The organism is uncultured Ruegeria sp., from assembly GCF_947500045.1.
Taxonomy (GTDB): Bacteria; Pseudomonadota; Alphaproteobacteria; order Rhodobacterales; family Rhodobacteraceae; genus Ruegeria.
This window is the reverse complement of sequence record NZ_CANMQQ010000001.1, coordinates 651330-666852: the sequence shown is the minus strand read 5'-3', so window position 1 is coordinate 666852 and position 15523 is coordinate 651330. Positions and strand designations below refer to the sequence as shown.

General features: G+C 57.1%; 12 protein-coding genes. 7 read left to right on the top strand and 5 right to left on the bottom strand.

Going from position 1 to position 15523, the window contains the following annotated elements:
- Positions 1-393 precede the first annotated feature (393 nt).
- Complete coding sequence (locus tag Q1B46_RS03425; protein WP_299944701.1) at positions 394-1782, top strand: M20/M25/M40 family metallo-hydrolase; 1389 nt, start codon at positions 394-396, stop codon at positions 1780-1782.
- A gap of 137 nt (positions 1783-1919) precedes the next feature.
- On the opposite strand, the gene lpdA is transcribed toward Q1B46_RS03425, so the two are convergent.
- Positions 1920-3314: a dihydrolipoyl dehydrogenase gene (gene lpdA / locus Q1B46_RS03420; RefSeq protein ID WP_299944699.1), complete on the bottom strand. Its 1395-nt coding sequence runs from the start codon at positions 3312-3314 to the stop codon at positions 1920-1922.
- A 214-nt stretch (positions 3315-3528) separates the two neighbouring features.
- On the opposite strand from lpdA, the gene Q1B46_RS03415 reads away from it, so the two are divergent.
- Complete coding sequence (locus tag Q1B46_RS03415) at positions 3529-3963, top strand: hypothetical protein (RefSeq protein WP_299944697.1); 435 nt, start codon at positions 3529-3531, stop codon at positions 3961-3963.
- Here Q1B46_RS03415 and Q1B46_RS03410 read toward each other — a convergent pair.
- The 4 genes from Q1B46_RS03410 to Q1B46_RS03395 form a co-directional block, all read right to left on the bottom strand.
- Positions 3960-4538, bottom strand: a complete 579-nt coding sequence (locus tag Q1B46_RS03410) for a DUF924 family protein (RefSeq protein WP_299944695.1) — start codon at positions 4536-4538, stop codon at positions 3960-3962. The two genes, Q1B46_RS03415 and Q1B46_RS03410, sit on opposite strands and share 4 nt — an antisense overlap.
- Positions 4539-4645: 107 nt before the next feature.
- The gene (locus Q1B46_RS03405; protein ID WP_299944694.1) at positions 4646-5917 is read right to left on the bottom strand and encodes an MFS transporter; all 1272 of its coding nucleotides are present in this window, start codon (positions 5915-5917) and stop codon (positions 4646-4648) included.
- A gap of 105 nt (positions 5918-6022) precedes the next feature.
- A complete protein-coding gene (gene queA, locus Q1B46_RS03400; protein WP_299944692.1) occupies positions 6023-7069 on the bottom strand; it encodes a tRNA preQ1(34) S-adenosylmethionine ribosyltransferase-isomerase QueA in 1047 nt (348 codons plus the stop codon).
- A gap of 44 nt (positions 7070-7113) precedes the next feature.
- Positions 7114-10500, bottom strand: a complete 3387-nt coding sequence (locus Q1B46_RS03395) for a DUF3971 domain-containing protein (protein WP_299944690.1) — start codon at positions 10498-10500, stop codon at positions 7114-7116.
- A gap of 69 nt (positions 10501-10569) precedes the next feature.
- Here Q1B46_RS03395 and Q1B46_RS03390 point away from each other — a divergent pair, with 69 nt between their 5' ends.
- The 5 genes from Q1B46_RS03390 (at position 10570) to Q1B46_RS03370 (ending at position 15428) form a co-directional block, all read left to right on the top strand.
- Positions 10570-11031, top strand: a complete 462-nt coding sequence (locus tag Q1B46_RS03390) for a peroxiredoxin (protein ID WP_299944688.1) — start codon at positions 10570-10572, stop codon at positions 11029-11031.
- An 88-nt stretch (positions 11032-11119) separates the two neighbouring features.
- Entirely contained in the window at positions 11120-11938 is an 819-nt protein-coding gene (locus tag Q1B46_RS03385; protein WP_299944730.1) for a ferritin-like domain-containing protein, read from the top strand.
- Positions 11939-12116: 178 nt separating this feature from the next.
- Complete coding sequence (locus Q1B46_RS03380) at positions 12117-13442, top strand: M23 family metallopeptidase (protein WP_299944686.1); 1326 nt, start codon at positions 12117-12119, stop codon at positions 13440-13442.
- On the top strand, positions 13432-13932 hold the full coding sequence (locus Q1B46_RS03375; protein ID WP_299669916.1) for a polymer-forming cytoskeletal protein: 501 nt from the start codon (positions 13432-13434) through the stop codon (positions 13930-13932). Before Q1B46_RS03380 ends, Q1B46_RS03375 begins: the two co-directional genes overlap by 11 nt.
- A 206-nt stretch (positions 13933-14138) precedes the next feature.
- Positions 14139-15428 (top strand): MFS transporter, encoded by a 1290-nt coding sequence (locus Q1B46_RS03370; protein WP_299944684.1) that lies wholly within the window; start codon positions 14139-14141, stop codon positions 15426-15428.
- Positions 15429-15523: the final 95 nt, after the last annotated feature.

The window sequence follows — 15523 nt, the reverse complement described above, 5'->3', positions numbered from 1 at the left end:
GCCCGTTGCGACGTTCAATATCTATAAACGTCCGGTAACGACCTTCGTCATGCAGCCTGGCAATCGCTGTTTCGAGCTGAGCAGTATAGTCCAACGGACCCTCCTTGGATGCCCAGCCATAATAGCCCCGGGCGACTTTTTCCGCCACATCACAAACAAGTGCGATGTTGGCGACGCGTTCCTCTGTTGAGACTGCCTACAGCCCAACCGGTGAACCCAACTTTGATTTGCATCAAATACCGGGTAAGACGCGACACGACAAGTAAAGTTACGGCAACGGGACGCGAGGAAACGACGCAGGCAATTTCACATGCTCCGTTCGCAATACGGGCTGGACGGCCCCGCCTGCGCTGCTAGGCTCTGCGCAAATTCCAGACCTTGCAGGAGAGACCCATGTCGCTAGACGCTGTACTCAGCCAAATCGATTCAGATCTGAACACTTCTATTGATCGCCTGATGGAGTTTCTGCGAATCCCATCGATATCGACAGATCCGGCGTTCAAAGAACATGTGGACAAGGCCGCCGACTGGCTGGTCGCCGATCTGCAAAGCATCGGTATCAAGGCAGAAAAGCGCGAAACCCCTGGCCATCCCATGGTTGTTGGCCATGTCGGTGAAGGCGGCGATGGTCCACATGTGCTGTTCTATGGCCACTATGATGTGCAACCGGTCGATCCGCTGAACCTGTGGAACCGTGACCCCTTCGATCCAGCGCTGGAAGACACGGCGCATGGTCAGGTGATCCGTGGGCGCGGATCATCCGATGATAAGGGTCAGTTGATGACCTTCGTCGAAGCCTGCCGCGCATGGAAAGCGGTGCACGGCACCCTGCCCTGCCGCATCACATTTTTCTTCGAAGGTGAGGAAGAATCCGGATCGCCATCGCTGGTGCCGTTCCTGGAAGCGAACACAGCCGAGCTTCAGGCTGATCTGGCCCTGGTCTGTGACACCTCGATGGTTTCGCGTGGGGTCCCGTCGATCGCGTCACAACTGCGCGGAATGCTCAAAGATGAATTCACCATTGTCGGCCCGCGCATCGACCTGCATTCGGGCCACTATGGCGGACCGGGCCTGAACCCGCTGCGGGAATTGTCACGTATCGTTGCCTCTTTCTATGACGAAGAAACTGGACGTGTTGCAGTCGAAGGCTTTTACGATGGCGTACATGAGGTCCCTGCAGAGCAGTTGCGCCAATGGCAGAACTGCGGCTTCGACGAAGCTGAATATCTGAATTCGGTCGGCTATTCCAAGGCTCATGGCGAAAAGAAGTACTCCACACTGGAACAACAATGGGCGCGTCCAACGCTTGAGGTGAATGGCCTCTGGGGCGGATATAACGGTGCTGGCTCCAAAACCGTGATCCCGTCCGAGGCGCATTGCAAGATCACCTGCCGTCTTGTCGGCGACATGGATCCAGATGTACTGCGTGATCGAATCCGCAAGCATGTCGAAGACCGCTTGTCGCCCGATGCCAAAATCGTGTGGGACAACGACCTCGAAGGTTCGCCCGCGTCAGTTATGAACCTCGACCGCCCCGAATTCGAGGCTGCCCGTGGCGCGCTGTCAGACGAATGGGATCGTGAGGCCGTTTTCACCGGTATGGGCGGCTCAATCCCCGTCGTAGGGTATTTCAATACTGTGCTGGGGCTGGATTCGATGCTGGTTGGTTACGCCAACGACGACGATGCCATCCATTCGCCGAATGAGAAATACGACGTCAAAAGCTTCCACAAAGGCATCCGATCCTGGGCGCGCATTCTGGAGGCACTCACCAAGAAATAGACAGCGTTTCATGCGAGGCTCTGCCTCGCGCTCCGAGGTATTTTCAGCCAGATGAAGAACGGATCCCCTGCTTCATCTGGCGCTAAACACCTCGGGGGAGTCGCGGCTTGCCGCGGCGGGGGCAGAGCCCCCTTCCCTTACATGTGAATCACGCGCCCATAGGCATCCAGCACACTTTCATGCATCATTTCTGACAGCGTTGGGTGCGGGAAGACAGTGTTCATCAAGTCTTCTTCCGTGGTCTCCAGCTGGCGGCCAACCACATAACCCTGAATCAACTCGGTCACTTCGGCACCAATCATATGTGCCCCAAGCAGTTCACCGGTTTTTGCATCAAACACCGTTTTGATCAGGCCCTCTGGTTCACCCAAAGCGATGGCTTTGCCGTTGCCGATAAACGGGAAGCGACCGACTTTGATTTCATAGCCCAGCTCTTTGGCCTTGGCTTCGCTGTACCCAACCGAGGCAACCTGAGGCTGACAATAAGTACAGCCCGCGATGCTTTCGGGTTTGACCGGGTGCGCGTGTTTGCCCGCGATAAGTTCGGCAACCATTACACCTTCGTGGCTGGCCTTGTGGGCCAACCATGGCGCGCCAGCGATATCACCGATGGCATAGAGACCTTCGACACCAGTGCGGCAGAACTCATCCGTCACAACATGGGTGCGGTCAATCTTGGCACCCAACGCTTCGAGCCCGAGGTTTTCGACATTGCCCACGATCCCAACGGCGGAAATCACCGTGTCGAAATCGTGTTTCTCAACCTTGCCCTTCACTTCGATATGCGCAGTGACCTTACCCTTGGCGCGGTCCAGCTGTTTGACCATCGCCTTTTCCATGATCTTCATGCCCTGCTTGGTGAAGGCCTTCTTGGCAAAGGCGCTGATCTCGGCGTCTTCGACCGGCAGCACACGGTCCATCACTTCGACAACCGTCGTATCCGCGCCCAGCGTGTTGTAGAAACTGGCGAATTCAATTCCGATCGCACCAGAGCCGATGACAAGTAATTTCTTAGGCATCCGAGGTGGTTGCAGCGCGTGCTTATAGGTCCAGACCAGATCACCGTCGGCCTCAAGCCCGGGCAATTCACGCGCACGGGCACCAGTGGCCAGAACAATGTTCTTCGCGGTCAACTCTTCGGTACCTTTGCCCGTTTTGACGCTGACCTTGCCCTTGGCGGGGATTGTCGCATCTCCCATCACAACGGCCACTTTGTTCTTTTTGAGCAGATGACCGATGCCGCCGGAAAGCTGCGCCGCAACCCCGCGCGAGCGTTTTACCACTGCGTCCAGATCGTAGCCGACCTTGTCGGCCTTCAGGCCAAAGTCCTTGGCGCGTTCCATCAGATGGAACACTTCCGACGATCGCAAAAGCGCCTTTGTCGGGATACACCCCCAGTTCAGGCAGATGCCGCCTAAATGTTCGCGCTCTACAACAGCGGTCTTCAGGCCCAACTGTGCCGCGCGAATAGCGGCCACATAGCCACCGGGGCCAGCCCCGATTACGATCAGATCATAAGATTGTGCAGCCATGTTTCCCTCTCGGCACAGATCGGTTCAAAAAACTAGTTTACCGTTAAACTATTTTCTACAACGCATCAACATCACAACCCGCGACATATGTGACGCGGGGTCAGGTCAAGTCTTTCAAGCTGATTTCAGCCTATACCCATGCCAATGCAAAGGCTAGAACAGAGGCTTAAGGACTATCCGAATTTGACATTCCCGACTTTCGAAAGGCGTATTCATGGCCAAAACCCTTAAAGACCTACTACTCGCCCTGTTGAACGCGACGTTGATATTGCTGGCGTTGTGCCTCTTTCTGGGATGGAAGCTTGCGCAATCCGTGGATCAAATACGATCCGGATTTGCTGAGAATCTGCAAGTTGTGGCGCCGCTGCGCGAGCAGGCGCAAGGCATTCGTGGTGAACTGACCGCGTTGCGCAGCGAGCTGGCTACTCTTGCAAGTCAGAACACTCTGCCTGACACAAACACCCGCCAACAGTTGAACGCCACACTGCAACGGCTGAGCAATCTGGAGAACAGCCTGAAAGACACCCAAGATCGACTGGCGGGCCTGGCCAAAAATCCGGAAGAACTGATAGATTATGCCATCACGACATCCGTAGACAGCATAACTAACCGGCTTCTGCTTATAAGAGGATGCGAGCCGCCCGCCTAGACCGAAGCTTGCATTTCGCGAACTGTCGAGCCGTAACCGCCACCGCTGACATATGCAGCTTCGTGTTCAGTAGTCGGTCGATCCAGCGCATCGTTGCGATATGGGAAACGACCGAACTTTCGGATCACCTCACGATGGGCGCGCGCATGCAGCAGATTGCTGTCACCGCTTTCGGGCATCCTTTCAAGCATCAGGCGCACACAGCGTTCCTGATCGCACAAATTTTCCGAATGCATCATCGGCAGATAAAAGAACTGCCGCGCTGGTTCATCGATCTTTAAATCCCAGCCCTTGTCGACTGCACATTTGGCTGCTGCCAGCGCTGCCCTGTCCGATGCGAATGCCTGTTTGCTGCCCCGGAACATGTTACGAGGTAACTGATCCATAAGGATAATATAGGCCAGCGATCCGCTGGGATAGGTCAGCCAAAGCGAGAACTTCCCCTCGCCTGCATCCTTCCACATTGTAAGGAATTTATCCCGGATTCGCGCATCCAGCGCTTCATCCTGTAGGTACCACCCCTCGGGGCCAACCTCATCTAACCAAAAACTCAATACTTCTTCAGGACCTGCCATTGCCCTAGACTCCGTAATTGCCCTCCCCAGGACGTAACGTCATTAAAATCTCTTTTACAGATTTGTGACAGTAACATATTGCAACACAAAAGTCACAATTGCGTCGCTTAGGTGAGTTCTTGCGCATCCTGCTCATCCTGCGCGGCCTCAATCGCGACTTCTTGCGCGACTTCAAGCGCGACCAGCGAAGATGTCGGATAGAGCGGCGCAATTGTCCCGGTCTCATCCACAGGTGCGTAAACGCGCTGGGTCATCCGATACGCGGCATACAGGGCCATGATGAACATCAGTACGGCAATGAACAGGAAAAAGCCCCATGGACCGATAACCCCGGACCCCATCAGCCATCCAGTGATAATCGGTCCTGCGATCGCGCCAAGACCATTGATGAAAACCAGCCCCCCTGACGCCGCCGACATATCGTCATACTCCAGATAGTCATTTGTATATGCGATCAGCAGCGAATAAAGCGGGCTCGTCATACCGCCAATAATAAAAGCCGACACCAACAGCATGGGAAACGTGACACCCAGCACAATGCCAATCACGGCCCCAACGCCGCCAACAGCGGCAACCGACATAATCAGCAGGCGGCGATCCATTCTATCGGACATCCAGCCGAGCGGATATTGCAGCACGACTGCGCCGATATAAAACGCGGCAACAAAGGTAGAAATTTCAACCAGGCTCAGCCCAACCTGGGCGCCATAGACGGCGCTCATACCGAATTGCGCCGAGAATATTCCGCCTAACAAAAACATGCCAACACAGCCCAACGGTGATGTCTCCAACAATTTGCGCAGGGTCATCGGCTTGGTGGTGTCGAATGCGGGTGTGGGAGAGATCGACAGCAAAATGGGTCCGAACGAAATCGAGACCAGGATCGATGCGATAACAAACGTCTCATACCCGGCAGGGTCACCGACCAGCAAAAGGGCCTGCGCGCTCACGACACCCGCCATCTGCACTATCATGTAGAGCGACAGCGCCTGCCCTCGGTTCTCGTTGTTGGCCGCGTTGTTCAGCCAGCTTTCGGCTGTCACATACACGCCCGAGAAGCAGAAACCGATAATCACGCGGCCCAGCGACCACGCGATTGGGTCGGTCAGCATCGGATACATGATCATAACGGCCGAGATAAACGAAGCCAAAGCCGCGAACACGCGCACGTGGCCCACGCGCCGGATCATCTCGGGTGCCAAACGCGAGCCGCCGAGAAAACCCAAAAAATAAGCCGACATGACAAAGGACATCTCGAGGGTCGAGAAGCCCTCGATCTCGCCGCGCACGCCCAGCAACGTGCCTTGAAGGCCGTTGCCGACCATCAGCAATCCCATTCCCAGAAGAAGCGCCCAAGCGCTGGAAAGAACCTGAAGCATAATGCCTATCCAAGTTGCCGACGTGTTTTGTTCGCTTTGCGATCAATTCCTTCCCGCGTCGCGCCTGTCTACGACATTGTCGGGGCGCGGATGAAACAGATGCGACTAAGGGATCAACAAAGACGCATCGCCATATGAGAAAAAGCGATATTCACCCGCGATGGCATGATCATAAATTGTATTGACCTGATCCTGCCCCATCAGTGCCGAAACCAGCATCAGCAAAGTGGACTTCGGCAAATGAAAGTTGGTCATCAGCGCATCGGTGACGTGAAATTCGAAACCGGGATAGATGAATATGTCGGTCTCACCTTCCCACGGTTCGATCCGTCCCCCACGCGCCGCGCTTTCGATCAGGCGCAGCGCTGTCGTTCCTACCGGGATGATCCGCCCACCCCTTGCCCGGGTCGCCGCGATCTCAGCTGCGGCCTGCGCGCTGACGCGCCCCCATTCGGCGTGCATCTTATGTGTGGTTACGTCTTCGACTTTGACCGGAAGAAACGTGCCAGCACCTACATGCAGGGTTACATGAGTGAATTCGACGCCGCGTTCCGCCAGCGCGTTCAACAATGCATCGTCGAAATGCAGCGACGCCGTAGGCGCCGCAACAGCACCGGAATTCCGCGCCCAAACGGTTTGGTAATCGGTCTTATCCTGCTCATCCGCAGCGCGTTTTGCCGCAATATAGGGTGGCAATGGCATTGCGCCTGCCTGTTCCAGTGCGCGGTCGAAATCTTCCCCAGTCAGATTGAAACGCAAATAGGCCTGACCGTCGGCGACACGATCCAAGGTCGCGCTCAGATCATCCGAAAACACGATCTCCTCTCCGGGTTTGACCTTTTTCAGGGGCTTGATCAGCGCAGCCCAGCAACCATCGGATTGCGGGTCAAGCAGCGTTGCTTCTATCGCAGCGGAAACAGGGCCCTGCGCACTGTCGCGATGGCGGCGGCCACTCAGGCGCGCAGGGATTACGCGGGTGTCGTTCAACACCAGACGATCACCTGGCTGCAGTATGCCCGGCAGATCGAACACATGCTGATCCCGAATGGTATTTCCTTGCGCAACCAACAGCCGCGCCGACGAGCGTGGATTGGCAGGCCGCGTGGCAATCAAGTGTTCGGGCAGGTGGAAATCAAAATCGCTAAGTTTCATGGCCGCGCCATACATCGGCCCGACAGATTCGGCTACAGCCCAGATCAGCGATCTTCACCCCGCGATTGCACGGCCGGATGCGGTTGGCCCGAGCGGTCAGGCGTGGCATTGGGGCCATCTGAAACGGTTGGCGCCGGTTCACGCAGCAGGTTGCGCAGAAACAGGGGGGCGAGGCCCGACAGCGGATTGACCGATACCCGCGGGTCCACCAACGGCCCGGTCAGTGTGTAGTTGAAGGAAAAAATCCCTTCGCCTTTCTTGGTTATCACACTGCCAATCGCATTCAAAAGATAGATCGGTGAGATCGCGCCGCGCAGATTTAACATCCCGGCGACTGTATCAACGGTGCCATCAAACGACAGGCCCATCGAGGGGCCAACCGCGCTGCCGCTCAGCACCTTCACCTCGGTCGGAGTAATGCGCATTTTGCTGTCGATGGCTGAAAAGAAAATACCCTGCCCCGCCATTTCATCCAGCAACCCAACCAGACTGATCGCGTTCAGCAACGCCGCCATGGCTGGTGCGTCCGTAATCCGCGTATTCTTGATCTTCAGGTCGACATCGTAATTTCCGGGCTCGGCAATGGGATCGAGTTGCAACTGCATGGAACCGCCTCGCGCTTGTGTCAACACTCCGGCTGAACGCAGAACAGCCCCCGCATCGTCCGAAGTCAGTCCAACTGCGGTGCGACCATCGCGCGGCGTCACCTGACCGTTTATGCGCGCGCCACCATTCACCTGTGCGGCGAAGGGGCCCGTCAATCCGCCTGTGGTTTGGAATGACCCGGTCAGCCCTGTCAGCGCCACAGTCTCGGTAACCTGTAACCGGTCCAACGCAACGTCGAGTTTCGGCCCTGGTCCACCCCCCCCACCACTGTCGCCACCGCCCTCGCCCAGCGTAGATTTGCCAAGATCAAGGACGCCGCCCAGCACCCGAATATCCGGTAAAGCCGAACCGCGCCCGATCAGTTCGGCAGGAACAGCCAGCCAATTTCCCAGTTCGAATGAACTGAACCGCACACGATCAAACGCACCATCGCGGAAGGAAATGGAGGCCGTGGTACGCAAACCAGCCGTATCAATCCGCAGCGCATCGACGCTAAGCTGCGCACCCAGCGTCGCCTCAGCCGTCAGGGTACCGCTGCCATTACCACCTTTGCGCCACCCGAGTTCCGGGATAGCCAGCGCAACCCCTACCAGGTCTGATTGCGCGTTCAGGCGCGGCGGCTCACCCGCACCGATGCCTAGCGTAAAATCTGCCAGCCCCTGCCCGGTCAACATGCCGTTGGGCAGTCCGGCATTTATCTGTTCCATCAGTCGTGGAGAAAGTTCGATCTGGCCAGTTAGCTCACTACGTTGCGGCGTGTCGCCCCCGATCGGCTGGCGCCACGAGGCCTGAACCGGGACGACCCCAAACAGCCCTTCACCTTCAATGGCGACCTGCGTCTGATCTCCGCTCAGGTCCAACTGGTCTGCACTGACTTCGAACCCCGGCACCAGTTTGTCGCTGTCCAAATTGGACAGCTTGCCTGAAAAGTGAAACTGCGTGTCTTCAAGTTTTAGCCCCTTGATCAAGGGCAATGACAAAGTACCGCCCAGGCTAACCTGACCGTCTGCGAGTTCGACCGGAAGATTGGCCTTGGTCAGCAATTGCAGGGGTGGTCGGTCCAGAAGAGACAATGCAGCGGTCACGCTGCCCTTCGCCTGCACCCGGGCAATACCCGGCGTGGATTTCTTGATGCGGGTGTCCGGAATGATAAACGAGGTACCCGAAGCATCGACTGCCCCGCCTTCATCCGCGATCACGATCCCCTTTTGCGCCGAGACCGTAAATCGCCCGTTCAGCAGGCTGGCCTGCCCCTGCGCATTTTCAATGGGCGGCAGGGTCTTTGCAAACCGGACCTTGGTGTCTTCAAACTCGAAATCCACATAGATGTCGGGCTTTTCGCCGGGTCGCAGGCGCAGGGCGAAATCCAGATCTGACATTTCACCATGGTAAAGGTTCTCGGTCACCCAAAGGCGCGGTTTCGGGGCTAGCCGTTCGGGCCAGTAGTTCAACAGTTGATCAGATTTCATCTGATCAATCTGCGCATCAATTTCGGCGACCCAGCCTTCGGACAACCCGGCCAGAGACCCGCTCAGACGTGCGCGATACGCGCCATCTTCGACCGTCATCTGCCCCAATTGCATCCGAAACGGTGCCAGTTTCATCTGGAAGTCCACATCAGCCCGCGTCAGGTTCAGCGCTTCTGGGAACAGATTGGCCGGATTGACCTCGATCCCGCTCAGGCGAAACTGTCCAGACATGCTGTCCAACGCGCCAGCTTTGATCCCCTGAAGGAAAGCCTTGCCATCGGCCTGCACCCTGCCCCAGGCGGAACTGATTGAGACCTCGTTGAAATCCAGCGCCTGCTGTATTGGGTCGTAGGTGAAATAGGTGCGCGCTGAATCAAACTTGATGGGCGTTGTCTCGGGCGTCGGCTGTACCGCACCTGCGCCAAGGTTTAGCGTGGCGAAGACCGGCCCCAGCGCTCCGTCGGCGTCAATGCTTCCGCGCAACGCACCAGAGATGGGCGTTCGCAGCACCTGCATCCATGCCAGTACCGGGCTGTGACCGGCAATATCTTCCGCCGGTAGATCAGTGATCGACACACCAAACCGAGCGGCAAGGCTGCCCAGCGAACTGGTATAGTTGGCCTCGATTGTGCTGACGAAATCCCGCCCGGCCAGAACCGAGAAATTAGTGGCCAGGCGAACCTCACCCGCGCTGCGAGTGGCCTGAATGCGACCGCCGTCCAAAACCCACGAACGGCCCAAGCGCAAGTCCTGATAGTCCAGAGTGATTGCATCCAGTTCGACAGAACTCAGCGCCGACAAAGCCGGTGATTGAAATACCTCATCCGATCTTTCGATAAGCTGCGCAAAGTTCGGAGCTTGGCCAACCGGCGCACTGTCGGCACCAACGGTCAGTGTCAAAACCCCGTCCAGGCCCCTGGTCAGCGCTATTTGCGCCCCTTGCAGGATAATGCGTTTTGGCCGCACATGACCACGCAGCAGTGGCCGCATCGACAGGCTGGCGCGCAGGTCCGACACTTCGGCAATCTGCTGACCCGCGGCGTCACTGATGCGGACATCCGTCAGGCGCATTCGTGGGCGCCAGCCTTCGTGCACGATAAAACTGACGTCGCCGAACCGCACTTTCACGCCGCCTAAAGCTTCGTCAAGGCGCGTCTCAACGCGGTCACGCAACCATGCTGGCGCGTGCATCCGCTGACCAATCACCATGAATCCGGTTAGCAGCGCCAGAAAGACCAGCACAAAGACACCGCGCATGGCCCACAACCCAGCTGTCCGGCGGCGCGATCGTCGGCGGGGCTTCTTACCCGTCTCTTCGTCATCCTGCTGTTGTTGCTGGACCAATTTGCGTCCCACGCCTTTCAACCTGCTATTGGCGCCCTATGATAAGCGGCAACCTTCAATCTTCTCAATCGGAGTAGGAATATGCCCGAAATCTCAGACATCGCACCCGACTTTACTCTGCCCCGCGACGGCGGCGGCGAGGTGTCCCTTTCGGAACAACGCGGCCACGCTGTCGTCCTGTTTTTCTATCCCCGCGATGATACGCCGGGCTGCACCAAGGAATCCATCGGATTCTCAGAGCAACTGCAGGCATTTGCGGATGCTGGCGCTCACGTCTTCGGCATCTCACGCGATACCGTCGCCAAGCACGACAAGTTCGTTGCCAAGCACGGACTGACCACACCGCTACTGTCAGATGATGGCCAGACCGTGTGCGAGGAATTTGGCGTTTGGGTCGAAAAGAACATGTACGGGCGTAAATCAATGGGTATTGAGCGTTCGACCTTTCTGATCGACACAGATGGCAAAATCGCCCGTGTCTGGCGCAAGGTGAAAGTCCCCGGTCATGTCGATGAAGTGCTAGAGGCAGTGCGCGCGCTCTGACCCTCTCGACCCGCGCGGGCATCAAGGGTATGACCCGCGCGTAAATGCAGCGAAAGTGGGGTTAGACGTGGCCAAGACACTAACCGAAATGGCGACCGAAGTTTTGACCACTGCGGAAGGGCGCGAGAAAACTGCCCTGTCCAAACGCTATGCCGCCGATTGGTTTGCCGCCCGAAAGGGAGAAGCGCCAACGATCGAGATCGGCACCGCTGAACCACCGCTATATCCTGCGCGTCCCAAAAAGCCCGAACTGCTGTCACCGCGCGATGTGCCTCGCCGCAGGCCAGGGTCCGAGGCGGGCCGTATCGCCCTGTTGCACGCGGTGGCGCATATAGAGTTGAACGCGGTGGACCTGCATTGGGACATCATCGCCCGGTTTGGCCATGTCCCCATGCCGATCGGTTTCTACGACGACTGGGTGAAATGTGCCGAGGAAGAATCGCGCCATTTCGAGATGATCTGCGATTGTCTGGATCAGATGGGTAGCCATTATGGCGCGCTGCCCGCCCATGCGGGGATGTGGCGCGCGGCAGAAGACACCGCCCAGGACCTGATGGGTCGCCTCGCTGTGGTTCCGATGGTCCTTGAGGCCCGCGGGCTGGACGTGACGCCCGGCATGATCGATATCTTCCGCAAGGCCAAAGCCGATGATGCCATTGCCGCGCTGGAAGTGATCTATGCCGAAGAGGTTGGCCATGTTGCCTATGGATCAAAATGGTTTCACTTCCTGTGCGGGCGTGAGAATGCAGATCCCAAGGATGTGTTTCATGATTTGGTGCGCCGCTATTTCCACGGCGTACTCAAACCACCCTTCAATGAAGAGAAACGGGCCGAAGCCGGGCTGCCACCCGATTTCTACTGGCCCCTGACCGAAGACCTGCCACCACCCGGGGTTGTGTCAGACTGACGGCAAATGCCCGCTATCGGCAAGTTCTCGCCGATCACACGCGGTAAAACTCCGTTCATAGCCGTTGATTGGTTAACAAACTTGCTCGATTGCCCCGACCGCATTATGCAATCGCCTCAAGGAGCGGCTACTCACTCACGACCGGCTCCGGTATATGGGGACAACTGAGGTAGGACGCGTGCGGACACGTCTGGCAATCAAACTACACTCACTGCTTGAGCGGCACTTTCCAGAGCGCCGTGTATTTCTGAAATCTGACAAAGATACGCGGTTCATCCGGCTGAGTTCGGAAACGCAGATCATCGCTGTCACCGGTGTTGCCGTGATGGTTGCCTGGACCGCCATCGCTACGTCGATCCTGTTGATGGATAGCATCGGTTCGGGCAATTTCCGGGAACAGGCCAAACGCGATCAGGCCACCTATCAGGAACGCCTGAACATCCTGTCGCAAGAACGCGATGCGCGCGCAGCCGAAGCTTTGGCAGCGCATGACCGCTTTAACGCCGCGTTGGAACAGATCTCGGTCATGCAGTCCGAGTTGCTGGAATCGGAAAACAGCCGTCGCGAACTGGAAACAGGCATCGAGGTCATCCAGACCACCTTGCGTGCGACGATGAAACAGCGCGAAGACGCCCGGACCGAACTGGCAGAATTGCTGCAAAGCACGGATGGCGATGCGGCCTATGTGATGGCATCGGCCAATCCCGCGCAGATGGCATTTATGGCTGACGCGCTGACCCGCACCGCAGCGCAACGTGACCAGATCGCTGCCGATGCGCGTGGCGCGCTGGACCAGCGTGACGAGCTGGAACTTGAGATTCGGCTGATGCAGGAACGCAGCGACGAGATTTTCCGACAGCTGGAAGAGGCGATGGTGATCTCGGTCGAACCACTGGATAAGATGTTCCGCAATGCGGGCATGCCCACAGATCGTATCCTCGACGAGGTCCGGCGCGGATATAGCGGTATGGGCGGTCCGCTGACCCCTTTATCCTTCAGCACACGCGGTGAGGAACTGACCCCCGACCAGATCCGCGCAAACACCTTGCTGGAACAGATGGACCAGCTGAACCTCTATCGCATTGCTGCCGAAAAGGCCCCCTTCGCCAGCCCTGTGCGTGCCGCAGTCCGTTTTACCAGCGGCTATGGTACACGACGTGACCCTAAAACCGGTGGACGCCGGATGCATAATGGTGCGGATTTCGCCGGTGCAACCGGTACGGATATCTTTGCCACCGCCGACGGTGTGGTCACGCACGCAGGCTGGCAATCGGGCTTTGGACGGCTGGTCAAGATCAAGCACGCCTTCGGTATTGAGACACTTTACGCTCATAACACCAAGATACGCGTAAAGGTTGGCCAAAGGGTCTCGCGCGGAGATCATATTGCTGATATGGGTAGCACCGGACGGTCGACCGGCACGCATCTGCACTATGAGGTTCGCGTGAACGGAAAACCTGTAAACCCAATGACTTACATCAAGGCTGCGAGAAATGTTTTCTAAGAGCAAAATCAACGAGCCCGGATCGAAAGAAACCGAGGCAGCAAAACCCGCCGCGCCGGCAACTCCGGTATCGCCTGCACCGGCTGAAACCAAGGCAAGCACCCCGCCTAAACCCAAGCCGCCCGCATCGGTTCTGTCCTCTGATCTGCACATCACCGGCAACATCAAGACCTCGGGCGACATTCAAGTCGAGGGCACGATTGAGGGCGACATCCGCGCCCATCTGCTGACCATCGGCGAGACGGCCACCATCAAAGGTGAGGTCACCGCCGATGACGTCGTCGTCAACGGCCGTATCGTTGGTCGCGTCCGTGGCCTGAAGGTACGCCTGACCTCGACCGCGCGTGTCGAAGGCGACATCATCCACAAGACCATCGCCATCGAAAGCGGCGCACATTTTGAGGGTTCCGTGCAGCGTCAGGACGACCCGCTGAACCCCGGTCGCAGCGGCAAATCCGGTGCCAACCCGGCGGCGGAAGTAAAACAGTAACTTCCTGATCTGGTATCAGAGTATATGAGCGCCGCAGGTTCACTTGCGGCGTTTTTCGTTGGCATGTCAGAATGTTGGATTGTCTGATTTGCGGACAAACCGAGCTTTCGCCGCGCTTGTTCGAGCGACCGCTTTAGTGCGTTCAGGAGAGTTCTCAGCGTCGCCGAGGTATTGCGCAAGTTGTCTGCAGAGCCGAAGGTGCGACCATGGCAACGGAATTAGAGTTCTCCATCGATGCGCTGCCCGTTCCGGCGAGACGGCATATCCGGGTATTTCAGGTCCATCAGTTTCTCGATCGTTTTGCGATGGGTTTGACGGTTGCCGTTGTTGCACTGGCGTTGACCGATCGAGGTATGGACCTCTTCCAGATTTCGCTACTTTTCGGGATCTACTCGATTACGACCATGGCGATGGAACTCCCGTTTGGCGGATTGGCCGACAACATTGGACGCAAGCCGGTCTTTCTGGCAGCGGTCGTCGCCAGCGTGATCTCTCTCGCGCTCTTTCTATCGACAAGCGATTTCTATGTTCTTGCGCTCTCCTTTGTCTTCATCGGTTTTGGACGTGCACTCCGGTCGGGCACGCTCGACGCATGGTTCATTGAAACCTTCAAAGCCGCCGCGCCGAATGTGGACGTTCAACCTGCTCTTGCAAAAGCACAATGGGCCAACGCCATGGGCTTGGCTGTGGGGGCTGTTTTGGGAGGGCTTCTGCCCGATCTCTTAGGTTCAGCGGCAGAGAGGCTGGGTTTCAGTGTCTATGATGTTTCTTACGTGGCAAGCTTGGCAGTAATGTTTGGAGTGTTGTTCTACACCCAATTTTTCATTGTGGAAAAACCGCGCCCACTGAACCCCCAAGCTCTGAAACAGGGCTTTGCATCTGTACCACTTGTGATCAAAGACGCAGGTCTTCTAGCACTGAGACATCCCGCATTATCGGCGCTTTTGGCGGCTCTGGCGTTTTTCCTGATGGCGACCAATCCAGTCGAGGTGCTCTGGCCGACCCGTGCGAAGCCAATGTTGGATGAAGACTATGCAAACACGGTCATTGGCGTTCTAACCGCTGCCTATTTCTTCTCAATCGCATTCGGCGCGTCGCTGTCTCCGCGTATCAGTCGGATTTTCAAACGGCGGCACGCGTTTACACTTGCGGCGGCTTTTGTCTGCATGGCGGGCGTTCAGATCGCATTGGCTTTACAAGGCAGTATCATCGGCTTCGTGACGGTTTTCATCCTGTATTCTATTGTCCTTGGTGTCTCTGAGACGCCAGCCAGCAGTATTCTGCACAGATGCGTAGAAGACCGCCAGCGATCCACAATGCTGTCTCTGAAGTCGCTGATACAGCAACTAGGGGCAGCTTTGGGCCTGATTTTGGCGGGCGCTATCGCTGAGGTCTACTCCACACCGACGGCTTGGATGTTCGGCGCCGTGTTTCTTGTTATTGCCGTGATTCTGATCGGCATCCTGGCCAAACGGCTTGCCCCAGAGATTGAATAGCGACCATTCCGACCTGCAGCATTCGTCAGCCTGGGCCCGGAGCCAACCATCCCGATCTGCCAACCACTCGTCAAAACCCGCTACACATATACAGC

Coding starts and splice junctions, on each gene's coding strand:
- Q1B46_RS03425 (WP_299944701.1), top strand. CDS start 394: ATGTCGCTAGACGCTGTACTCAGCCAAATCGATTCAGATCTGAACACT.
- lpdA (WP_299944699.1), bottom strand. CDS start 3,314: ATGGCTGCACAATCTTATGATCTGATCGTAATCGGGGCTGGCCCCGGT.
- Q1B46_RS03415 (WP_299944697.1), top strand. CDS start 3,529: ATGGCCAAAACCCTTAAAGACCTACTACTCGCCCTGTTGAACGCGACG.
- Q1B46_RS03410 (WP_299944695.1), bottom strand. CDS start 4,538: ATGGCAGGTCCTGAAGAAGTATTGAGTTTTTGGTTAGATGAGGTTGGC.
- Q1B46_RS03405 (WP_299944694.1), bottom strand. CDS start 5,917: ATGCTTCAGGTTCTTTCCAGCGCTTGGGCGCTTCTTCTGGGAATGGGA.
- queA (WP_299944692.1), bottom strand. CDS start 7,069: ATGAAACTTAGCGATTTTGATTTCCACCTGCCCGAACACTTGATTGCC.
- Q1B46_RS03390 (WP_299944688.1), top strand. CDS start 10,570: ATGCCCGAAATCTCAGACATCGCACCCGACTTTACTCTGCCCCGCGAC.
- Q1B46_RS03385 (WP_299944730.1), top strand. CDS start 11,120: ATGGCGACCGAAGTTTTGACCACTGCGGAAGGGCGCGAGAAAACTGCC.
- Q1B46_RS03375 (WP_299669916.1), top strand. CDS start 13,432: ATGTTTTCTAAGAGCAAAATCAACGAGCCCGGATCGAAAGAAACCGAG.
- Q1B46_RS03370 (WP_299944684.1), top strand. CDS start 14,139: ATGGCAACGGAATTAGAGTTCTCCATCGATGCGCTGCCCGTTCCGGCG.